The sequence below is a fragment of the Lysinibacillus telephonicus genome, assembly GCF_039654155.1.
Classification (GTDB): Bacteria; Bacillota; Bacilli; order Bacillales_A; family Planococcaceae; genus Ureibacillus; species Ureibacillus telephonicus.
In genome coordinates, this window is record NZ_CP155468.1 from 1,265,964 (window position 1) to 1,287,522 (window position 21,559).

The window sequence follows — 21,559 nt, forward strand, 5'->3', positions numbered from 1 at the left end:
ATCTTTTTAACGATAGAAAGGGAAATTAAATTTAATACATTATCTGTCAGAGGCTCTCAAATTCAAATGGATTTAAGAAAAAAATCGTAAAAAGATAGTAATCGGTTTATATATTGGAGAGTAAAAACTCCTTAATGTTTGCTTTAATTCGTAGATTATATTTCATTCGGGTGATTTAAAATCTTATATCGTTTATGGTTTACAACAGTTTTCTCTTCTATTTCAAGTTCGTGGAAATTCTCCATAATTGTTAAGTCTACAATGACAGAATTTTCATTTACTTTTTCCACGATTCCTTGTAGACCTTCTTTAAACTCGACAACATTTCCAACTTCTGCTATTTTCATAAGAGTCAGCTCCTTATCGACTAATATTCTGAAAGTGTGCATGAAAAATCAAAAAAAGTAAAGAGATATTTGAATAATTAATTATTTTTAACTATTTTTTACAGGAAAGATTGGTGAAATATATGGAAAAATATAAAAATATGATTGAACAGTTAAAAAAGGGGGAAATAAATAGTATAGAAATCCCTAAGGAAGAATTTTTGCAGTTCCGTGAGTTGTTGGTGAAGGATGAAATGTTTAAACATTTTCGTGGTGAAGCAAAACAAGGGGGAGACGTAATATTTACGTTTTTAGATAAGCCTAGAAGTTAAGGGTGTCGAACTTTGTCTAATGATTTTGCTGCTTTAATGGCTAGAAAAACATTAAAATAGGAGAACACCAACGAATTATTAGGAGGGGTTTTGTGGAAAATAACCTTTTGAAGAAACTTGAACAAACAAGGCAATTGATGATTGAATCAGGAATTGAGAACGGTCTTCAAAACCCAAAAACAATTCGTCTAAGCAAAAGATTAGATCAGCTTATGAATCAGTATGATGGTGAAAATTACAGAAAAATAAATAATGTGTATAAAAATATCCAATAAATTTTTATAAAGTTGTTTAAAATTTTAACAGGTTGGTGATATTATATTTGAACACAGCAACATTCTCATTTCCCCCTTTAAGAGCAGAGGCTTCGGCTTGCTGCTCTCTTTTTTTTGTAAAATACATATTGTATCAATAATATTGTGAAAAAAGTGCTATTTATTCATGTAGGCTGCAGCTGATATTTGAATCAATGATTTATTTGCATTTTTTATATTAAAAGTTTTAATCGTCGCAAAAAGCATTTCCATACTATTAATGATTAAGTAATATTAAAATATTATTTATTTTTTTTGAAAATATCTACAATTCCTTGTTGATTTGTTAAACTACAATAAAATGGAATGGTAACATGATAAAAAAGGAGTAATGATATATGGAACAAAAAAATCGAATCGCTTTTATCGGAACTGGTGTAATGGGAGCAAGTATTATTAAACATTTATTAAAAGCAAATCATGAAGTTACAGTATATACACGAACGAAAGCAAAAGCTGAAAACCTTTTAGAGCTTGGTGCAAAATGGGCTAAAACACCTCGTGAAGCGGCGGAAGATAAAGACATTATTTTTACGATGGTTGGTTTTCCATCTGATGTGGAAGAAGTTTATTGTGGGGAAAACGGTATTTTCCAATCTGCAAAGGCAGGTTCCGTCGTAGTTGATATGACGACATCTGAGCCGTCATTAGCAAAAAAATTGTATGAAATAGCAAAAGAAAAAGGCATATCAAGCATAGATGCACCAGTATCGGGTGGCGATGTGGGGGCCCAAAACGGAACATTATCTATTATGGTCGGCGGCGACAAAGTAGTGTTTGAAAAGATATTGCCAATTCTACAATTATTTGGTTCGAATATAGTATATCAAGGAGAAGCTGGCGCTGGACAACATACGAAAATGTGTAATCAAATTTTAATATCAACTAATATGATTGGGGTTTGTGAATCCATTAGCTATGGATTGAAGGCAGGGTTAGATGTTGAAAAAGTTCTTCAATCTGTATCAACTGGAGCTGCAGGTTCATGGTCATTAAGCAATCTAGGTCCTAGAATGATAAAAGGTGATATAGAACCTGGATTTTATATTAAACACTTTATAAAAGATATGAAAATTGCAATTGATGAAGCGGAGAAAATGAATTTAGATTTACCAGGTTTAAAGCTTTCAAAACAGCTGTACAACACTTTATTGGAAAAGGGCTATGGTGAAAAAGGTACACAAGCCTTGATAAGATATTACGTAGCGGATTAAAAAGTGAAATCAACCAATTTAGGAGCGATATAATGGGGAAACCTTTTAAAAATCAATTGCCAGGGGAAAGAAGTCAACTTGCCTTGTACTTGTCTCTACCTGTATTATCCTGGGCTTTCTATGATTTTGCTAATACGATTTTCTCATCGAATATTAATACAGTCTTCTTCCCCTTTTATATGGATGAAGTATTAGGTACAGATGAAGTGATGCAGCAAGTAGCAAGTACGTTTATTTCTTATGCGAATGCAATTGCAAGCTTTTTTATCGTTATTTTTTCCCCTCTTTTCGGCGTATGGGTTGATAACACTGGGTATAAAAAACGTTTTATAGTTTGGTTTGCATCAATCTCAATAATCTTTACATTTTTAATGGGTATTTTCGCGAGTATTAATTTTAACGTTGATTACTTGGGCATACCTTTAAGTTTATTCTTAGTAATTATATGTTTTGTTATAGCAAAATTTTTCTTTAATTCGAGCTTAGTATTTTATGATTCGATTATGCCGGATTTAGGCACAAAAGAAGAAATGCCGCTCATCTCTGGTTTTGGAGTAGCAGTCGGATACTTAGGAACAATATTCGGACTGCTCGTCTATTTTTTCGTTAGCGATGGAAATTATCATCGAACTTTTATTCCAACAGCTATTATGTATTTACTTTTCTCTTTGCCTTTATTTTTCTTTGTAAAGGATCGCCCAATTCCTAAAAGTGAAAGAGAAAAGTTAGGTTTTTTCAGGGGCTATCAGGAAATTATCCAGACATTTAAAGAAGTGAAAAAATATAAAGCTATTTTTACTTTTATGATTGCTTATTTTTTCCTAAATGATGCAATTGCCACAACAATTGCAATGATGGCAATTTATGCAACGACGATTATCGGATTTAGCTCTGGTCAATTTATTATTTTATATTTAATTAGCACTATTTCTTCAGTGATTGGTTCCTTGGCGTTTGGCAATATTTCAAAAGCGATTGGAGCGAAAAAAGCTGTATCCATTGTTGCGTATATTATGATAGCTGCACTGTTGCTTGCTGTTTTTGCAAATGCAGAGTGGATGTTCTGGATTGCAGGTAGTATGTTTGGGATTTCTCTTGGTTCCATGTGGGTTACTTCTAGAACATTAATTATAGAATTAACTCCTGAAGAAAAAAGAGGCCAGTTTTTTGGACTTTTTGCATTTTCCGGAAAAGTTTCATCCATAATTGGTCCAGCACTATATGGAACTGTGACTCTTGTACTAAAAGATTATGGAACATTGGCTAGCCGCATTGCTCTTGGCTCCTTAATAGTACTAACAATTATCGGTGTTCTCGTTCATTCAAAAGTTAAATTAGAAAATGAAAATCGAATATAGGAGAAAAGCTTTACCTATGATACAATCTAGTTATATATAGTCAGAGAAGGAAATAAAAGGAGCGAGAAGTGATGCAGCAAAAAGGTATCTTACTTGAGAGTGGAACTAACGAACTTGAAATTGTTGAGTTTGAGGTTGCTAACAATAAATTTGGTATAAATGTCATTAAAGTAAAGGAAATTATTCAACCAATTCCGGTTACTTTTATTCCACATGCTCATCCACATGTTGAAGGAATTGTACAATTACGGGGTGAAGTATTACCTGTTGTAGATATGCTGAAAGTTCTTGGGATACCTAATGGTGCATTTAGTGCACAGCAAAAATATATTGTTGCGGAATTTAATAAACAAAAGGTCGTATTCCATGTAGATAATGTTACACAAATTCATCGTATTTCTTGGGATAAAATTGAAAAGCCTTCTGATATGTATCAAGGCGGCTCATCTCAAGTTATTGGTGTGATTAAGCAAAACAATTCGATGGTCTTGTTATTAGACTTTGAAAAAATAATGGTAGATATTAATCCGGATTCTGGTATTAATGTTGAATCAGTGAAAAAGCTAGGTAAACGTGAACGATCTGAGAAAAAAATCGTATGTGCAGAAGATTCTCCGCTATTGCGCAAATTGCTGTATGATACAATGCACGAAGCTGGGTATGTAAATCTAGAGTTTTTTGAAAATGGACGTGATGCTTACGACTATTTAGAGGGGCTTTTAAATACGGATAAAAACATTGAAGAACTTGTTCAATTAGTTATTACAGATATTGAAATGCCACAAATGGACGGTCATCACTTAACAAAGAAAATTAAATCAAATCCTGATTTAGAAAAAATTCCCGTTATTATATTCTCAAGCTTAATTACTGACGACCTTCGTCATAAGGGAGAAGAAGTAGGTGCGGAAGAACAAATTAGTAAACCTGAAATTGCTGAACTAATTTTAAAAATAGACGAATTAATTTTATAAAAGTCAAATACATTCAGGTATCCACAAATTTTATATTTCGTATTACATATGGTCGGATACCTTTAAAAGGAAATTCGACCATTTTGTATTATTTTACTTGATTAAATAAATATTTTTTAAACCATTCTTATAATTAGAAGGTTACGTATATAGATTTGTAAAAAATCACTTAGTAGCCCACTTGAAATTGCAAAGAGAGAAGTGATACCTGTGGAAAGAATTAAAACTGCCATTATTGATATCGGATCAAATACAATTCGGCTTGTCCTTTATAAATACAATAAACAAGAAGGGCTACGTGAATTTGGAAATATTAAAAAGGTAGCTAGATTAAGATCTTATATTCAATCTAATGGTGAGATGTCTGAGAAAGGCATACAAGTGTTGGCAGATACACTAATATCATTTAAGGAAATTTTAGATGATTACGAAATAACTGATATTAAGGCAGCCGCAACAGCGGCCGTACGTCAAGCAAAAAACAATAAGGAGATTCTTAGGCGTATGGAGGAGGAGACCGGAATATCAATTGACTTATTAACAGAAGAAGAAGAGGCATATTTTGGTTTTGTAGCTGTTGCCCATTCAATGGACACTCCATCTGCCGTCACAATTGACATTGGAGGAGGATCCACAGAAATTACATTATTTAAAAATAAAAAGCTGCAAAAAACAATTAGTTTTCCTTTTGGGACCGTTTCATTAAAAGAAAAATTTGTATCCGGCGATATAATTAATGACGAAGAAAAAAGGTTATTGCAACAATATGTTAAAAAGCAATTTGAAAAATTACAATGGATACAAAATATTCAGCTGCCAATTATTGCAATTGGTGGGAGTGCCAGAAATGTTGCTCAAGTTCATCAGCATTTAATTAATTATCCTATTTCAGGCGTCCATCAATATGAAATGAAAAACGTCGACTTAATTGAACTTAGCCGCTATCTTGATAGCATGACTTTTGAACAATTAAAACAATTGGATGGACTTTCTTCTGACCGTGCAGACATCATTGGAATTGCATTGGAAGTTTTCAACGTATTAATGGCTCAAGTTGACGCAAATGAATTCCAAATAAGTAAAAAAGGCTTGCGGGAGGGGCTGATTATTAATCGTGTCCTGCAAAGTGACTCTAAAGCATTCGATAAATATAATGTGTACGATGAAAATGCTAGAAGAATGACATTTAAATACGGTCGTTCAGAGGAAGAATGTCAAATGCTTATTTCTATATCTGAACAATTATATAAAGAATGCTGTAGATTAGGTTACTTCTCTTATAATGAAAAACATTTTGATTTAGTAAAGAAGGCTGCACAATTATATTCGATTGGAGAATATATTGAACTTGATTCTTCAAATCAGCATACGTTTTATTTAATTGCCAACCAATCGATTTCGGGAATGAATCATGTGGACCGTGTAAAATTGGCTTTGCTTGCATCATATAAAAATAAAGACTATTTTCGTCGTTTTTCAGCACCATTTACATCATGGATTAGTCGTGAAGAATTAAAAGCTTTGAAGGATTATGGAGCAATTTTAAAATTTGTTTATTCATTAAACGTGTCAAAACGGAATATTATAAAGTCAATTATGCTAGAAAAACTTCATGATACAATTCTGGTAAATATAACAACTGATAATATTTCAGTTGCTGAAATTTATCAGTCTGATCGACAAAAGAAATATATTGAACGCATTTTTAAAAAACCAGTAAAAATTCAATTTTTAAAGGGTGAAACGAGATGACATTGGATATTCAAATTGATACTCCTGAAGAACGCAATAATCAAAAAGGCCATTCGTATGAGGAAATGCTGGAAGAGATTGCAAAGCCGCAATATTATAATAATCGTGAGTTAAGCTGGCTGGCATTTAATGAGCGTGTGTTGGAAGAGGCGGAGGATATAAACAATCCACTTCTTGAAAGATTGAAATTTTTGGCGATTTTTAGTTCGAATCTTGACGAATTCTTTATGGTGCGAGTGGCAGGCTTGCAAGATCAAGTGCGTGCAGGTTTTCATAAACCAGAAAATAAATCAGGGCTTACACCAAAAGAACAGTTAACAAAAATTGCACAGCGGACTCAAGCACTAGTTCGAAGACAAATGGAAGTTTACCACCATATTATTTACGAATTGCTTCCTCAAGAAAAAGTGCATATTCGAGAGGTTGGTTCTTTAAAAGAACATCAGAAAAATTATATCAATTTATTATTTGAGGAAACTATTTTCCCGGTTTTAACTCCTGTTGCAGTGGATGCTTATCGTCCTTTTCCAACGCTGTTGGGAAAAACATTAAATTTGCTTGTAATGTTGGAAGAAAACAACATTTATGAGGAAAATGAAAAAGTGGCAATTGTACAAGTTCCTTCTGTTTTAGAACGCTTTATTGAGGTTCCAAGCGATGATGGTGAAAAAGTTTTTGTGCTGTTAGAGGACGTTATTACAAGTCAAATTGATAAATTGTTTTATGGCTATAATGTAAAGTCAACCCAAGCATTCAGATTGACAAGAAATGCTGATTTAACAATCCATGAAGAAGGTGCACAGGATTTACTTGTAGAAATTGAAAAGGAATTAAAGAAACGAAAATGGGGCGTTGGAAGTCGTTTGGAAGTTCGTGATGGTGAAATAAGCGACGAGGTTCTTGATTATTTACTTGAAGAATTTGAAATCGAAGAATCTGATGTTTTTAAAATTGATGGGCCACTTGATTTAACTTTTTTATTTGGCTTTGTAAAGAAAATATCTATAGGAAGAGAACATTTAGAATATGAAAGTTTTATTCCGCAACGTCCAAAAGATTTAGATTCCCATGAAAATATTTTTGAAAAAGCACTAACACAGGATCTTTTATTCCATCATCCTTATGAATCTTTCGAACCGATTGTTGAATTTATCATAGAAGCTTCAGAAGATCCAACTGTTTTAGCTATTAAACAAACTCTTTATCGTGTAAGCGGCAATTCACCAATCATTCATGCTTTAAAACAAGCTGCTGAGAACGGTAAACAAGTAACTGTATTAGTTGAATTAAAGGCAAGATTTGATGAAGAAAACAATGTTCATTGGGCGAAAGAATTAGAGCAAGCTGGGTGTCTAGTAATTTATGGAGTTAATAATTTAAAAACTCACTCAAAAATTACCCTTGTTGTTAGACGAAATCAAGGGAAAATTGAAAGATTTGTTCACTTAGGTACTGGTAATTATAATGATGCAACCGCGAAAATTTATACAGATTTAGGAATTATCACGACGAACAAGGAATTTGGAATCGATGCAACAAATTTCTTTAATTATTTAAGTGGATATACGGAAAAACCAAAATTCCACCATCTTGTTGTTGCACCATTTGATATACGGGATGAGTTTATTAGATTAATTGACGAAGAAATTCGCCTACACAAAAAGTTTGGAAATGGCTTTATTCGTGCAAAAATGAATTCTTTAACTGATAAAGATTTAATGATGAAGCTCTATGAAGCATCTAATAATGGCGTTAAAATAGAATTACTTATTCGTGGTATTTGCTGTTTGCGCCCTGGCATCCCAGGCATAAGCGAAAATATAACTGTAACGAGTATTGTTGGAAGATTTTTAGAGCATTCAAGAATTTATTGGTTCCATCATAATGGAGAAAATAAATTATATTTATCTTCAGCAGATATGATGACGCGAAATATGGTTAAGCGGGTTGAAATTTTATTCCCATTATACTCAAATGACATAAAACAACGGGTAATGAACATTTTACTAACTGAGTTAGCAGATACGGTAAAAGCGCGGGTTCAAGATTCTACAGGTAAATATCATTATAAAAAGATCCGTGAAAATGAGCATAAATTAAATTCTCAAGAACATTTTTTATTAGAAGCGATGAGCGCGGTCGTAGTAGAAGAATAAGAAGTTTATGATGTACGCATACAAAGTGTAGTTTTTATCTTCATTCAGCAATGTTTCTATTGAGAAAGTGAAGCGTCAGCCGAAAACCTGCCCCAAGTTGGTGAACTAAGAAGCTTTTATTAAATAGGCATGCCATGTAGCTCCTTGGGGTGATTTACATGCTTCGTTTGAAAACTAGTAAAACTTCATGATCGGGACTTCTAAAATTGTAGACAGTGTATACGTACATGAGGACAAGTACTTTGGGAGTTATATGAAGAATGTATGTTTGCTAGACAAGCTATGTTAAGCTTAGCGCACTGGAGGCTAAAGAACGCTTGCGCTTTCTTTTTGTGGAATCCTACAAACCTACTGGGGGAGAAAAGCAAAGCAAACTATGGTCCAAAGATTGTAGAAGGTGTCGTGGATTTTGATAGGCGTAAATTTAGGAAGTTATCCTAGAGTGTTGTCGCTTCTCCAAACATTATTTGTTCCGCAGGGGCATCTCCAAATCTAGATGTATACAACTGCACTCATAGTTTTAAAGGCAAGTGTAATACTCCAAGGCATAAATGATATTAAAGCATATTTCAACTACACGCTACTTTTTGAAAGCAACTTTAAGTGTAATTAATGGAGGAAATACGATGATTAATTTTCCAAGGATGGAGATTGAAAATTATTTGCGTGATATCATAAAACTTAATCCATTTGATGCTGTTGTTATTTTAAAACAACAGGATGAAAAAGCATACACTGTAGAATTGATTAATTCTAAGGCATCGATTTTGTCGCCTATACCTTTTACAAAGGGAATGGACGCAGAAAAATTTCTTCAGTGTATGAATTGGACGAAAATTTTAGAGATCATCCAAGAACAATACCAGGACATACAATACATAACAATCAATGAATTGAAAAGTTTTTCAATCTTTGTTGAAGGCATTTCTTCAAATGGAGAAATATATTATGCAATCATTATTAAACAAATAGAACATGATAATAATCCATTTAGTCCTTCTACCTTTCAAGAAGAAAACACTGGTTTATTAAATCGACGTGCTTTAAATGTTCGTTGGTCAGAGTATTACCGCGATTATAAAGATGATAAAAATATCGCTTTATTACTTATTGATATAGATCGTTTTAAAAAGTATAATGAATCACTTGGAAAAAAGAAAGCCGATAGAATGATTAAACAGATTAGCGAAAGATTTAATAAATTGCGAAATGAAACATGTGAATTATTTCATTATAACGGCGATGAATTTATCTTTTTAATCCGATATTGTATTTGTGAAGAAGTAGAACTAATGGCAAATCTAATTTTAGATCAGCTTAAGGAGCCTTTCGTTATTGATGAGCAGGAATATTTTGTAACGTGTTCTATAGGGATTTCAACTATTTTATCTGATCAAAGTCGTGATTTGGAAAAGTTATTATTTCAAGCTGAACAAGCACTATTTTATGTGAAAAAACGCGGTCGTGCTCATTACCGTTATTATCGTGAAGAGATGAGCCATACTTTCCAAAATGAAGTGTTGATGGAAGCACATTTAAGACGTGCGATTGAGTTTAATGAACTTTCAATTCATTTGCAGCCACAAATTGATTATGACACATATGAAATTGACAGCTTTGAAGCTTTAACCCGATGGAATAATCCAAAATTTGGATTTGTCCCGCCATCTCAATTTATTCCACTTGCAGAATCATCAGGGCTTATTATTCAAATTGGTGATTGGATTTTAGAACAGGTTTGCAAGTATCAGCAACAATGGAAAGAAAAAGGCTACCGGCCAGTTCGAGTTGCAGTCAATATTTCACCAAAACAATTTAAACAAGAAAACTTTGCAGAGAAAATTAAACAATTACTTTCGAAATATGATATAGATCCAAAATATATAGAGCTGGAAATAACCGAAAGTTCGATGGTGAATGTCGATGAAACCGAAGCAATACTAAAGAGCTTAAAAGCATTAGGAGTTTATGTTTCAGTAGATGATTTTGGAACAGGCTACTCATCATTAAGTTATTTGAAAAAATACCCGATTGATATTATTAAAATTGATCAATCTTTCATTTCAGATATTAACAGAGATGAAAAAAATGAAGCAATTGTAAAAGCAATTATTGCACTATCACAGAATCTTGGTATGGATGTTATTGCTGAAGGGGTAGAAGAAAAATCGCAAGAAATCTTTTTAAAGAAACACTGTTGTAAAAAAGGGCAGGGGTATTTATATAATAAACCTCTTCCAGTTGAAGAAATTGTTAAACAATATTTATTACAATAAACAAAACCAACAAATTTTATTAAACAATAGAATTTGTTGGTTTTTTTCTATCATTTTCTATTTTTTTCTAAAATACATATATAGTAAGATAAAATTGAAAGTTCAAAATTTTTGGGGAAAATGGGGGATTTAAATGTTAAAAAACGAAACAATTATTATTACTGGCGGTTCTAGTGGAATGGGACTTGCTATGGCAAAGCAATTTGTTGCTGAAGGGGCTAATGTTGTAATTACTGGACGTGATAAAACAAGGTTGCAGGAAGCAAAAAATGAAATACAGTCAATTGGAAGTACAATTGAAACATTTCAAATGGATGTTCGAGAAATAGAACATGTTAAGGAAATGGTGAAATTTACTGTTGAAACATACGGTAAAGTGGATGGTTTAGTAAATAATGCAGCAGGAAATTTTTTAGTTGCAGCCGAGCAGCTTTCACCTAATGGTTGGAAAGCGGTTATTGATATTGTACTAAATGGAACATTTTATTGTTCTTCAGAGGTAGGGAAATATTGGATTGAACAAGGGGTTAAGGGGAAGATTCTAAATATGGTTGCTACGTATGCATGGGGTGCTGGAGCGGGCGTAGTACATTCTGCCGCTGCAAAAGCAGGTGTTTTGTCGCTTACTCGAACATTAGCAGTAGAGTGGGGACATAAATATGGCATTCGTGTCAATGGAATCGCACCTGGTCCAATTGAACGGACAGGTGGGGCGGATAAGCTTTGGGAGTCTGAAGAGCAAGCAAAGCGAACAATTCATTCAGTACCGTTAAAAAGACTTGGAACTCCTGAAGAAATAGCGAACTTAGCTACTTTTATTTTGTCCGATAAAGCATCATATATGAATGGCGAATGTGTAACACTCGATGGCGGACAATGGTTAAATCCATTTCCATTTTAATTAATACATTAGGCTCAAGGATAAAATGTTATTGTGTGAAATTGGTAACCCAAGTAAAGGTAAAACGTAAAGTCCTTTAGATTAGAATAAAATAAGTCGTATTAGACTCATACTAATTACACTTTCTATATTAAAAGGGGGTGTAACAAAATGGGTATGTGGACAATACCGACCATTATTACTGGGGCAATCATTGTATTTGTTTCATACTTTTTAACAGCAGGTGTGATGAAGAAAACAAGACAGCGTGCATCTGCTACTGATACACCAATAAGTAAGATTGTAAAAGATCATCCTATTGCAATGAACCCAATCATCATTATGTACATTATATTTGGATTATTTACAGGAATTATGATCTTTTATTACTGGTCAATATATGGATACTAGTATGTGAAGTTTTTCAAAATTTAACCTTCTACTCTAAAAATACTACCCCCTTATCATGGTCAATTGTGAACAAATTGTGATATGATAGTAGTAGTGTAGTAATCCTGTTCAGAAAAGTTATTGACAGGCAAAGGAGTAGAAGGTCATGATTTCAACAAACTCAAGAGCATTATTGGATACACCAATTAGCGACTTTATAATTTCATCAGAGAAGGTTGCTCACGTACAAGTTGGTAATAGTGCTGAACATGCTTTACTCGTTTTAACTAAAACTGGCTACTCATCAGTTCCAGTATTAGATACTAAATATCGTCTACATGGTTTACTTAGTATGAAAATGATTACAGAATCAATATTGGGGCTGGAGAAAATCGAATATGAAAAGCTGCCGAATATAAAAGTTGATGATGTAATGGATAATAATGTGACATTTTTAAAAATTACCGATACATTTCAAAAAGCATTAGATTTAGTTATTAACCATGCTTTCTTATGTGTTGTTGATGAAGAAGGAACTTTTGCAGGTATTTTAACTCGTCGTGTTATATTAAAACAATTAAAAAAATACATTTATCAAGTAGATTAATAGATATCGACAAAATCCTAAAGTTTGGATTTTGTCGATTTTTATTAAATATGAAAGTATAAAATTTGTTTCGTAAAGAATCTATACTTCTTGAATCTGATCTTTTTATAAAGATACTGGCAATCGCTTGAAGTGAATTGTATTATACAGAAGAAGATTTGGCATTATCGCCGATGCACTGCAAAAGGACATTGCATTTTTATTAAGGCCGTTGAAAGTGAGTGAAAAATATGACTGCAACAGAAGCAGAAATTATAAAAATTTTAGCAGAAGAGAAAAATATGAGAAAAGCTGCCGAGAGATTGTTTTTAACACAACCGGCATTATCCCAAAGACTTCAATCGATTGAAAAGGAATGGGGGGCTCAGTTATTTATCCGATCCCAGAAAGGATTAAGCCCTACTCCAGCTGGAGAGCTTGTTATTCAATATGCAAATGAAACAATTATTAGAAGAGAAGAGATTTTCGAAACAATTCAAGCTCTTCATTCAAAAGTGCATGGTACGTTAAAAATTGCATGTGCCTCAATTGTTGGACAAAACTGGCTTCCGAAAGTACTGAAAGATTTTGTTACACAATATCCAGATGCAAAAATTTCTTTAATAACTGGTTGGAGTTCTGAAATTGTGAAGGCTCTTTATGAGGGGGAGGCACAGGTAGGAATAGTGCGTGGCCAGGCCGAATGGAAAGGGAAAAAAGTGCATTTATTCAGGGATATGATGTATTTAGTGGATAAAGAAATCAAAAATATTGATGAAATTCTAACGACAGACCGCCCATTCATTCAATTTAAAAGTGATTCAAACTACTATCAAGAAATTCAGCTTTGGTGGCAGCGTCATTTTTCTTCAAATCCTCGACGACAAATAATTGTCGATCAAATTGAGACTTGTAAACAAATGGCTATGAATGGGATTGGCTATGCAATTTTACCTTCTATTACATTAAATGGGGAAGAAGATGTAAATAAAATACCATTAACGAATACTGAAAAAGATTTAGGGTTAACACGTGATACTTGGTTAATTGGCTATGATTCCTCCTTCGAACTAAGACAAGTCGCAGCCTTTGTCGATGTTGTAAAGGAACACGCTAGCTGTTTATATGACTATTCAAATAATTGAATTTTACTCGTTATGAGTAGATTTGGAACGGAAATCAACAAATTAGAAAAGCGTGCTATTTGATTGAAAATTTAGTACAATTATTCAATAAATGATTTTACATAGATAGGAGTTAATAAAATGTCTAAAAAATTAAATGCACAAGAAATTATTCAATTTATATCAGAATCTAAAAAAGTAACACCAGTAAAAGTATTTGTAAAAGGTGAGGGTGTTGCGGACCTTACATATGGTGAAAATTCAAAAGTATTCGGTGAAAATAACAATGCTGTAGTTTTCGGCGAATGGCATGAAATTGAAGCTGCTTTAAAAGAACATGGCGATAAAATTACAGACTATGTTGTTGAAAATGATCGTCGCAATTCTGGTGTACCTTTACTCGATCTAAAACACCAAAACGCACGTATTGAGCCGGGTGCAATCATTCGTGATCAAGTAACAATTGGCGACAATGCTGTTATTATGATGGGTGCTATCATTAATATTGGTGCTGAAATTGGTGAAAAAACAATGATTGATATGGGTGCTGTATTAGGTGGACGAGCTACTGTAGGTAAAAACTGTCATATCGGTGCAGGAACAGTGCTTGCTGGCGTAATTGAGCCACCTTCAGCAACACCAGTTATTATTGAAGATGATGTAGTTATCGGTGCTAATGCAGTAGTATTAGAAGGTGTTCGAGTTGGTAAAGGTGCGGTGGTTGCTGCTGGTGCCATAGTAATTAGTGATGTCGAACCATATACAGTAGTTGGAGGCGTTCCTGCACGTGTATTAAAACAACTAGACGACAAAACTAAATCAAAAACTGAAATTATTGATGCACTTAGAAATATTTAAGAAGGTGGAAAGATGGATACACTCATCCAAATTCGAAGAGAGTTACATCAAATACCCGAGCTTGGATTTCAAGAATTTAAAACTCAACAGTATTTACTTAAAACAATAGCTCAATTTCCTCAAGATTATTTAAGTATTACGACTTGGAATACGGGTATTGTTGTAAAGATTACAGGGAGTAATCCATCGAAAACAATTGGCTGGCGTACAGATATTGATGGATTGCCAATCACAGAAGAAACAGGCTTGCCATTTTCATCGACGCATGAAGGGAAAATGCATGCATGTGGACATGATTGTCATATGACTATCGCGCTTGCATTAGTGAGTGCATTTGCGACTACACAGCCAAAACAAAATGTCGTTGTTTATTTCCAACCTGCAGAAGAAGGTCCGGGCGGAGCTGAACCAATGTTAAATTGGTTAAAAACAGAACGTCCTGACCTTTTACCTGACGAAATCTATGCTCTTCATATTGCACCAGAATATCCAGTAGGAACGGTTGCAACAAGAGCAGGACTGTTGTTTGCTAATACATCTGAGCTGTTTATTGATTTAAAAGGTCTTGGTGGTCATGCAGCTTATCCTCATAAAACTCGTGATATGACTATAGCTGCCGCTAATTTAATATTACAGCTTCAAACAATTGTTAGCCGCAATGTGAATCCATTAGATAGTGCTGTTGTAACAATTGGTAAGATGACGTCTGGTACGGTGCAAAATATAATAGCAGAAAATGCTAGATTAGAAGGCACGATTCGTACATTGAATGCTTCAGCAATGGCAGAGGTTAAACGCCGCATTGAAGCAATCTGTGCTGGTATTGAAGCTTCATTTGAATGTGATATAACAATTGATTACGGTTCTATGTATTATGAAGTAAATAATAATGAACAATGTGCAAATCAGTTATTAGCATTTGCTGAAAGCTTTGAAGATTGTCAGGCTGTAACTTGTTCTGCAGCAATGACTGGTGAAGATTTTGGCTATTTCTTAAAGGAAATACCAGGAGCCTTGTATTGGGCAGGAGCAAACTGTGAGTATGGGCTACATCATGCAAAAATAAGTCCTGATGAAGATCTACTAACATTCAATGCAAACTTTGTTGAGCAATTCATAAGAAGTTTATAAACTTAAAACGTACAAATATTTAAGATATGTTCTAAAAAAGTGTAGGCAAAGTCAAAATTAACTTTGTTTACACTTTTTATTTTCCAAAATAAAGAACTTTTTATTCTGCATCGAAAACTTCAAGGCAAGTATAATTATTAAATAATTTATTAATTAATGAGAATATTCGAATTTTCAGTGGTAATATATTCCATAACGGTGTTGAAAATAATTAGAGGGAGGAAGCAAAATGAGTCCAGTTGAGCTAATTCAAATGATATTTTTTGGCAGCATACTCGTTATTGTACTGGCTATTGTTTGGTTTATATTTCGGAAGAAGAAAAAAATAGCTCTTACCGTGACGATTTTTTCAGTAGTTGTCTTCATTTTATTTTTCGCTTTACGACCTTATTATATCCAACAACAACATGCTGAGAGATATGAGATCTTAGTGGATTATTTACATAAACAGTATCCAAAATATGAATTTGATATATCGCCAAAGATACTTGAGGAGGGCGATACTCCTTATGAGTATCGTGTTGTTGCAAATAATTATAAATATCGCAATGAATATTATCGCGTAGATCAAAATGGAGTTGTTATGTTTTCGCATTATTCTACGATGGTTGATGGCAACGAAGAAGAGCTCGATTATTTACTATTAAATTCGGTTTACGAAAAACCTTTTGAGTATATTGAACGTAGCGTGGAACTTAAGGAAATTGTCCGTTACGAAGAGGATTCGTTTTTATTGCGGCTTATGAGTGTAGAGGGAGAACTGATTTTATATAACTATTTAAAAAAAAGGGATGGACAATTCTTTTTAGAAAAGTCGAGACTTCCGAATGAAAACAATTATATTGAAATGAACGTATCACCGAATCACTATACAAATTATTATGTATTGGCAACATTGCCTGGATTTATGGAAGAACAGTGGAGAAAAGAAAATGGAGAGGCAGCTAAAGTTGAAATTAAAGGTGAAACCCCTGCTATATATGTTGTTCCAAACTAATTCTTACTTTAACGAGGCTAACTACATTTTCATCTGAAGCTTCCCTAAATTTATTAATTTATTAGTTGTTTTCATGAGGTGAATGAATGCGATTACCAATGAATATTACTAGTTTAATAAATAAAGAAATTAAAATAGAACAAATGGATGGACACCTATTTCAAAGAGTGGTATATGATTTTGCTAGAAAAGTTAATGGCAAAGTAAATGATTGGTTTCCACCTAGCTACCCACTAAATTATTTTTGTATAGATATAGAGATTGGTGATACCGTAGTATCTATTTTACTGCACGAATTTTTCCCTTATGCTGCAATCGCTTCATATATAAATGAATTTCAGATACAATTTTTAGATTATAAAAATTTAATGTTAGAATTAAATCCTTATTATACAGTTTTAGGAGCAGCATTCTTAAATGAGCATTTTAATCCAAACATACATGATTTATCGGACAGTGAATTAAAAATTGTGAGGCATTGGCGCCCAAATACAAATGGAGAGATTATTTTTAATTTTTGGAATTAGCATCGTTCAACAAAGAAGTAGCTTTTTAAGAGCTTCTTGTATAAGAACTAAAATAAACAAAGAATCAATTATTACTTTTTTAGGGGAAACGATACACAAAATATTTCGGGGTGAGGTTAAGGTTAAGCTAAGTTTCCAATGAAGCTAGACAATAAACTCTAATTTTTTAAATTTAAATAAAGAGAGGGAAATCCAAATGAAACTGGATCTCCCTTTTAAATAAATAATTCTTTTAATGTGTACATGTTGCAATTTTTAGAGTGCAACTTTTTGTTCTATTCAGCACGCATTAACTTTGGAGCCTTTTTTATTGTCCAGCTATATGCTAAAACAAAGCAACCTAATAGAATGATGCAACCTAATATAAAAGGTGAAGGAATCTTCCATTCAAGTAAGACTCCTGCTAATGCAGGTCCTATCATATTGCCTAAACTCATGTATGCGTTGTTCATACCAGCCGCAAATCCTTGATCAGCCCCAGCAAATTTAGAAATTAACGAATTTGCTGCAGGTCTGATAAATATAGTAGAGATTTGGAAAACTGTTGAAACTGCTAAAATAATAAAGAAACCACCAACATAAATCATTAATAGCATTGTAATAGCGGCTACAACTAAATTAACTAAAATAACTTTCATTTCACCATATCGTTTAAATAATTTATCAATAATAAACATTTGAAGAACTACACCGACAAAACCACCTACAGTAATAACAATTGCAATATCAGTTGGTGAATAATCAAATTTAAGAGTTAAAAACATGGATAAGGTAGCTTGGAAGTTAGCAATACCAAAACTGAAAGTAAGTACAACAATTAATAAAATAAAATAAGGTGTTTTTACTGAACGAACTAATTGTTGTATTAAGTTATCACGAGGTTGAATATTAGCCTCTTCAATTTGCGGTTTTATATTTGGTAATACGACAAACGATAAAATAGCCGCAGCCAATGCTACAGAACCAGCTAAAAAGAATGGGAAATGCAAGTCTACGTTGGCTAAAAATCCTCCTAAACCAGGTCCAATCATGAAACCTAATGAAATAGCTGCGCCAATCATTCCCATGCCTTTTCCTCGTTCTTCAATAGTTGTAATATCTGCTACATAAGCCATGATAGGCGGCATAATGAAAGCTGCACCAACTCCGCTTAAGAAGCGTGAAAGGAAAAGTATCCAAACTTCAGTGGCTAATCCAAATAACAATTGAGATATACCATAAACAATTAGCCCACCGATAATTAATATTTTTCGGCCGTAACGGTCTGATAAATCCCCTGCAACAGGCGACAATAAAAATTGTGCAAATGCAAATACAGCGATTAAAAATCCTAGAACTTGACCACCTACACCGAATTTCTCCAAATAAGAGGGTAATACAGGAATAATAATTCCTATACCACCCATTGTAATAAACATATTAAACATTAAAATTAGCAAAGCTATTTTTTTCTTTTTTTGAGACATTACTGTCCACCTTTCTCATACTACATCCGAAAATATGTAAAAATTAATTGTATTCAATAGCTTACCATATTCTATCTTGATTAACTACAAAAAATGGTTGTTCATTTTAACCAACATATACAAAAGCCGACGAAATTTTAATTCTAATTTCGTCGACTTAATCAATAATATAAAATGATTGTTGTGTGCAAATCCTAATCGAGGAGCTTGTGCTTTTCAAACTATCGTATAGACATTTTAAACTTTAAGAAATACTCATTGTATTTTCCTAACCATTTAAGGCCTAGGTTTTCATAAACTTCTAATTTATCTCGTAAATCTTCTCCTGGGTAAAAACGTTCGTCTTCAATTACTTCAGGATCCATTAAAGCCATTGCTGCTGCATTAGGTGTTGAGTATCCAACATAATCGTTGTTTTGTGCGGAAATTTCAGCATCTAGCATAAAGTTTATAAATGCATGAGCACCATCAATATTTGCAGCAGTTTTTGGAATAACAAAATTATCAAACCATAAATTTGAACCTTCTTTTGGTACTGCAAAATCAAGTTCTTCATTTTCCCACATCATATCGGCAGCTTGACCAGACCATGTTAAGGCAACAGCTGCTTCGTTATTAATCATTAATGGTGTAATTTCATCTCCAATGATTGCTTTAATATTTGGCGACAATGTAATCAATTTGTCTGTAGCTTTCTTAAGCAGCTCATCATCTTTTGAATTAAGTGATTCACCTAAAGAATTTAGGCCCATTCCCATTACTTCACGTGCACCATCAACTAAGAATACTTTGTCCTTTAATGAAGGATCCCATAAATCTTCCCAAGTCGTAAATGTTAAATGATCGTCAATTAAATTTGGATTATAAACAATTCCGACTGTACCCCAGAAGTAGGGGATTGAATATTTGTTTTTAGGATCAAAAGCCAAATCTAAAAAGTAAGGGTCAATATTTTTTAGGTTTGGAATTTTAGAATGATCTAATGGTATAAGGAGGTCTTTTTCAATCATCATTTGGACCATGTATTCAGAAGGTACAGCGACATCATAAGCAGAACCACCCTGTTCAACTTTTGTCATCATAGCTTCGTTTGAATCAAATGTTTCATAAATTACTTGTATGCCGGTTTCTTCTGTAAATTGATCAATTAAACTTGGATCGATATACTCTCCCCAGTTATATACCGTGATGGTATCTTTGCTTCCTTGTGAACCAGCAGTTTCTAATCTATTTGCTGTAAATAATAGGAGTGCACATACAATTATTATTGCTATAGTTGCTTGAATTAACGGTTTCATCGCTGTACCTCCTCGCTAACTCGTTTTGCACGATTCGCAACAAAGTAGTAGCCAATTACAACTAAAACAGTAATTAAAAAGATTAATCCTGATAGGGCATTAATTGTTAGCGAAATACCAGTACGTGCCATCGAGTATATTTCTACTGAAAGGGTAGAAAATCCGTTTCCTGTTACAAAGAAAGTAACAGCAAAATCATCTAGCGAATAAGTTAACGCTAAAAAGAAGCCTGCAAAAATCCCTGGCTGAATATAGGGAAGGATAACTCTTGTTAATACATCCCGCTTAGTTGCTCCTAAGTCGCGTGCCGCATCAATTAGTGACTTATTCATTTCAAGAAGTTTTGGTAAAACCATTAGTACGACAATAGGTATACTGAATGCTATGTGTGAAACTAAAACAGAAGTGAATCCAAGTTTTACACCGATCATTGTAAATAATATTAAGAAGCTCGCACCAATAACAACATCAGGACTTACGATTAAAACATTATTTAATGAAAGAAGTATATTTCTCATTTTCGCATCTTTTATCGATACAATACCTATTGCACCAAGTGTACCTATAATTGTAGAAATCAATCCAGAAAGTAATGCTACAATCACTGTGTTGATTAAGATGACGATTAATCTTGAATCTTCGAACACCGCCTTGTAATGTTCAAGGGTAAAAGATTCAAAATTGTTCATCGAGCCGCCGCTATTAAATGAGTAAAAAATTAAATAGAATATAGGAGCGTATAGAATAATAAAAACGATTATAAGATAGATCTTTGAGGCAGCAGATAATTTTTTCATTATGCACGGCCTCCTTTTCTTTGTCCTGTAACAAGCATAATAATAATCATAATTATGATTAAGAATACTGCAATTGTAGAACCCATTCCCCAGTTCTGGGATACAAGGAATTGTTGTTCAATAGCAGTTCCTAATGTAATGACTTGGTTCCCAGCTATTAAACGGGTAATCATGAATAATGATAATGCAGGGATAAACGTTACTTGAATCCCAGATTTCACTCCATCAATTGTTAAAGGAAAAACAACACGACGGAATGTTGTAAAGCTCGAAGCTCCTAAATCACGCGCTGCATATATTAATGTTGGGTTTAATTTATCTAGTGAATTGAAAATAGGAATAATCATAAATGGAATAAAAATATATACTGATACAAAAATAAAGCTGAAATCAGTAAATAAAATTTGTTTTGGTTCTATTCCGAACACTTCTACAACAGCATTTATTGGACCGTACAAACCAAAAATCCCGATAAATGCATAAGTTTTTAATAATAAATTAATCCATGAAGGAATAATAATTAACATTAACCATAAATGCTTGTGCTTTGTTTTTGTTAATAGGTAAGCAGTTGGATAAGAAATTACGAGTGTAAAAAACGTAATTAAAAATGCATACCAAAAGCTTGTGAATGTCATTTTTATATAAGCAGGGGAAAAGAATGATTGATAATTACTTAAAGTGAATTTCCCCTCTAAATCCAGCAAAGAATAGTAAACTATTAAGGCAATAGGTGCAATTACAAATAATAAAATCCATAAACAATAAGGAAACAACGATCCTTTAGAAACTCTATTTGTCAT

Annotated in this window: 21 protein-coding genes; 16 read left to right on the plus strand and 5 right to left on the minus strand. The window is 33.2% G+C overall.

Annotated features, from left to right (window positions below):
- Positions 1–155 precede the first annotated feature (155 nt).
- Positions 156–347: a YkvS family protein gene (locus tag MKY04_RS05980; protein ID WP_126295563.1), complete on the minus strand. Its 192-nt coding sequence runs from the start codon at positions 345–347 to the stop codon at positions 156–158.
- A gap of 122 nt (positions 348–469) precedes the next feature.
- Between MKY04_RS05980 and MKY04_RS05985 the strand changes: the two genes are divergently transcribed.
- From MKY04_RS05985 to MKY04_RS06060, 16 genes are all read left to right on the plus strand, one after another.
- Positions 470–658 (plus strand): hypothetical protein, encoded by a 189-nt coding sequence (locus MKY04_RS05985; RefSeq protein ID WP_346235517.1) that lies wholly within the window; start codon positions 470–472, stop codon positions 656–658.
- 92 nt (positions 659–750) lie between these two features.
- Positions 751–933, plus strand: coding sequence for an aspartyl-phosphate phosphatase Spo0E family protein (locus tag MKY04_RS05990; RefSeq protein WP_126295561.1), 183 nt, complete (start codon positions 751–753; stop codon positions 931–933).
- Positions 934–1,310: 377 nt separating this feature from the next.
- Positions 1,311–2,186 (plus strand): NAD(P)-dependent oxidoreductase, encoded by an 876-nt coding sequence (locus MKY04_RS05995; RefSeq protein WP_126295560.1) that lies wholly within the window; start codon positions 1,311–1,313, stop codon positions 2,184–2,186.
- 32 nt (positions 2,187–2,218) lie between these two features.
- Positions 2,219–3,544 (plus strand): MFS transporter, encoded by a 1,326-nt coding sequence (locus tag MKY04_RS06000; protein ID WP_126295559.1) that lies wholly within the window; start codon positions 2,219–2,221, stop codon positions 3,542–3,544.
- Positions 3,545–3,615: 71 nt separating this feature from the next.
- The gene (locus MKY04_RS06005) at positions 3,616–4,518 is read left to right on the plus strand and encodes a chemotaxis protein (protein WP_126295558.1); all 903 of its coding nucleotides are present in this window, start codon (positions 3,616–3,618) and stop codon (positions 4,516–4,518) included.
- Positions 4,519–4,728: 210 nt separating this feature from the next.
- Positions 4,729–6,270 (plus strand): Ppx/GppA family phosphatase, encoded by a 1,542-nt coding sequence (locus MKY04_RS06010; RefSeq protein WP_126295557.1) that lies wholly within the window; start codon positions 4,729–4,731, stop codon positions 6,268–6,270.
- Between the two features lie 65 nt (positions 6,271–6,335).
- Positions 6,336–8,426 carry an RNA degradosome polyphosphate kinase gene (locus MKY04_RS06015; RefSeq protein ID WP_246020437.1) on the plus strand — a complete coding sequence of 697 codons (2,091 nt, stop codon included), beginning with the start codon at positions 6,336–6,338 and terminating at the stop codon, positions 8,424–8,426.
- A gap of 626 nt (positions 8,427–9,052) precedes the next feature.
- Entirely contained in the window at positions 9,053–10,702 is a 1,650-nt protein-coding gene (locus MKY04_RS06020) for a putative bifunctional diguanylate cyclase/phosphodiesterase (protein WP_246020435.1), read from the plus strand.
- A gap of 133 nt (positions 10,703–10,835) precedes the next feature.
- Entirely contained in the window at positions 10,836–11,603 is a 768-nt protein-coding gene (gene fadH / locus MKY04_RS06025; RefSeq protein ID WP_126295554.1) for a 2,4-dienoyl-CoA reductase, read from the plus strand.
- Between the two features lie 150 nt (positions 11,604–11,753).
- Positions 11,754–11,993, plus strand: coding sequence for a short-chain dehydrogenase (locus MKY04_RS06030; RefSeq protein WP_126295553.1), 240 nt, complete (start codon positions 11,754–11,756; stop codon positions 11,991–11,993).
- A gap of 145 nt (positions 11,994–12,138) precedes the next feature.
- Complete coding sequence (gene cbpB / locus MKY04_RS06035; protein WP_126295552.1) at positions 12,139–12,579, plus strand: cyclic-di-AMP-binding protein CbpB; 441 nt, start codon at positions 12,139–12,141, stop codon at positions 12,577–12,579.
- A 230-nt stretch (positions 12,580–12,809) separates the two neighbouring features.
- Entirely contained in the window at positions 12,810–13,703 is an 894-nt protein-coding gene (locus tag MKY04_RS06040; RefSeq protein ID WP_126295570.1) for a LysR family transcriptional regulator, read from the plus strand.
- 120 nt (positions 13,704–13,823) lie between these two features.
- Positions 13,824–14,540, plus strand: a complete 717-nt coding sequence (dapD, locus tag MKY04_RS06045; RefSeq protein ID WP_126295551.1) for a 2,3,4,5-tetrahydropyridine-2,6-dicarboxylate N-acetyltransferase — start codon at positions 13,824–13,826, stop codon at positions 14,538–14,540.
- A gap of 12 nt (positions 14,541–14,552) precedes the next feature.
- Complete coding sequence (locus MKY04_RS06050) at positions 14,553–15,671, plus strand: N-acetyldiaminopimelate deacetylase (protein ID WP_126295550.1); 1,119 nt, start codon at positions 14,553–14,555, stop codon at positions 15,669–15,671.
- 229 nt (positions 15,672–15,900) lie between these two features.
- Positions 15,901–16,668: a hypothetical protein gene (locus MKY04_RS06055; protein ID WP_346235518.1), complete on the plus strand. Its 768-nt coding sequence runs from the start codon at positions 15,901–15,903 to the stop codon at positions 16,666–16,668.
- A gap of 86 nt (positions 16,669–16,754) precedes the next feature.
- Positions 16,755–17,195 (plus strand): hypothetical protein, encoded by a 441-nt coding sequence (locus tag MKY04_RS06060; RefSeq protein WP_346235519.1) that lies wholly within the window; start codon positions 16,755–16,757, stop codon positions 17,193–17,195.
- A 275-nt stretch (positions 17,196–17,470) separates the two neighbouring features.
- Here MKY04_RS06060 and MKY04_RS06065 read toward each other — a convergent pair whose 3' ends face one another.
- The 4 genes from MKY04_RS06065 to MKY04_RS06080 all read right to left on the minus strand — a co-directional run bounded on the left by MKY04_RS06065 (position 17,471) and on the right by MKY04_RS06080 (position 21,559).
- On the minus strand, positions 17,471–18,661 hold the full coding sequence (locus MKY04_RS06065) for an MFS transporter (RefSeq protein WP_346235520.1): 1,191 nt from the start codon (positions 18,659–18,661) through the stop codon (positions 17,471–17,473).
- Between the two features lie 221 nt (positions 18,662–18,882).
- Positions 18,883–19,959, minus strand: coding sequence for an ABC transporter substrate-binding protein (locus tag MKY04_RS06070; protein ID WP_346235521.1), 1,077 nt, complete (start codon positions 19,957–19,959; stop codon positions 18,883–18,885).
- Positions 19,956–20,756 (minus strand): ABC transporter permease, encoded by an 801-nt coding sequence (locus tag MKY04_RS06075; RefSeq protein WP_126296282.1) that lies wholly within the window; start codon positions 20,754–20,756, stop codon positions 19,956–19,958. The genes MKY04_RS06070 and MKY04_RS06075 overlap by 4 nt, the downstream gene beginning before the upstream one ends.
- On the minus strand, positions 20,756–21,559 hold the full coding sequence (locus MKY04_RS06080) for an ABC transporter permease (protein WP_126296283.1): 804 nt from the start codon (positions 21,557–21,559) through the stop codon (positions 20,756–20,758). The genes MKY04_RS06075 and MKY04_RS06080 overlap by 1 nt, the downstream gene beginning before the upstream one ends.

What these genes read in the sequence shown, in the direction of transcription:
- MKY04_RS05980 (WP_126295563.1), bottom strand. Translation starts at nt 347, where the DNA reads ATGAAAATAGCAGAAGTTGGAAATGTTGTCGAGTTTAAAGAAGGTCTA.
- cbpB (WP_126295552.1), top strand. Translation starts at nt 12,139, where the DNA reads ATGATTTCAACAAACTCAAGAGCATTATTGGATACACCAATTAGCGAC.
- MKY04_RS06050 (WP_126295550.1), top strand. Translation starts at nt 14,553, where the DNA reads ATGGATACACTCATCCAAATTCGAAGAGAGTTACATCAAATACCCGAG.
- MKY04_RS06055 (WP_346235518.1), top strand. Translation starts at nt 15,901, where the DNA reads ATGAGTCCAGTTGAGCTAATTCAAATGATATTTTTTGGCAGCATACTC.
- MKY04_RS05985 (WP_346235517.1), top strand. Translation starts at nt 470, where the DNA reads ATGGAAAAATATAAAAATATGATTGAACAGTTAAAAAAGGGGGAAATA.
- fadH (WP_126295554.1), top strand. Translation starts at nt 10,836, where the DNA reads ATGTTAAAAAACGAAACAATTATTATTACTGGCGGTTCTAGTGGAATG.
- MKY04_RS06000 (WP_126295559.1), top strand. Translation starts at nt 2,219, where the DNA reads ATGGGGAAACCTTTTAAAAATCAATTGCCAGGGGAAAGAAGTCAACTT.
- MKY04_RS06080 (WP_126296283.1), bottom strand. Translation starts at nt 21,559, where the DNA reads ATGACAAATAGAGTTTCTAAAGGATCGTTGTTTCCTTATTGTTTATGG.
- MKY04_RS06040 (WP_126295570.1), top strand. Translation starts at nt 12,810, where the DNA reads ATGACTGCAACAGAAGCAGAAATTATAAAAATTTTAGCAGAAGAGAAA.
- MKY04_RS06020 (WP_246020435.1), top strand. Translation starts at nt 9,053, where the DNA reads ATGATTAATTTTCCAAGGATGGAGATTGAAAATTATTTGCGTGATATC.
- MKY04_RS06015 (WP_246020437.1), top strand. Translation starts at nt 6,336, where the DNA reads ATGCTGGAAGAGATTGCAAAGCCGCAATATTATAATAATCGTGAGTTA.
- MKY04_RS06030 (WP_126295553.1), top strand. Translation starts at nt 11,754, where the DNA reads ATGGGTATGTGGACAATACCGACCATTATTACTGGGGCAATCATTGTA.
- MKY04_RS06005 (WP_126295558.1), top strand. Translation starts at nt 3,616, where the DNA reads ATGCAGCAAAAAGGTATCTTACTTGAGAGTGGAACTAACGAACTTGAA.
- MKY04_RS06065 (WP_346235520.1), bottom strand. Translation starts at nt 18,661, where the DNA reads ATGTCTCAAAAAAAGAAAAAAATAGCTTTGCTAATTTTAATGTTTAAT.
- MKY04_RS06060 (WP_346235519.1), top strand. Translation starts at nt 16,755, where the DNA reads ATGCGATTACCAATGAATATTACTAGTTTAATAAATAAAGAAATTAAA.
- MKY04_RS05995 (WP_126295560.1), top strand. Translation starts at nt 1,311, where the DNA reads ATGGAACAAAAAAATCGAATCGCTTTTATCGGAACTGGTGTAATGGGA.
- MKY04_RS06075 (WP_126296282.1), bottom strand. Translation starts at nt 20,756, where the DNA reads ATGAAAAAATTATCTGCTGCCTCAAAGATCTATCTTATAATCGTTTTT.
- dapD (WP_126295551.1), top strand. Translation starts at nt 13,824, where the DNA reads ATGTCTAAAAAATTAAATGCACAAGAAATTATTCAATTTATATCAGAA.
- MKY04_RS06070 (WP_346235521.1), bottom strand. Translation starts at nt 19,959, where the DNA reads ATGAAACCGTTAATTCAAGCAACTATAGCAATAATAATTGTATGTGCA.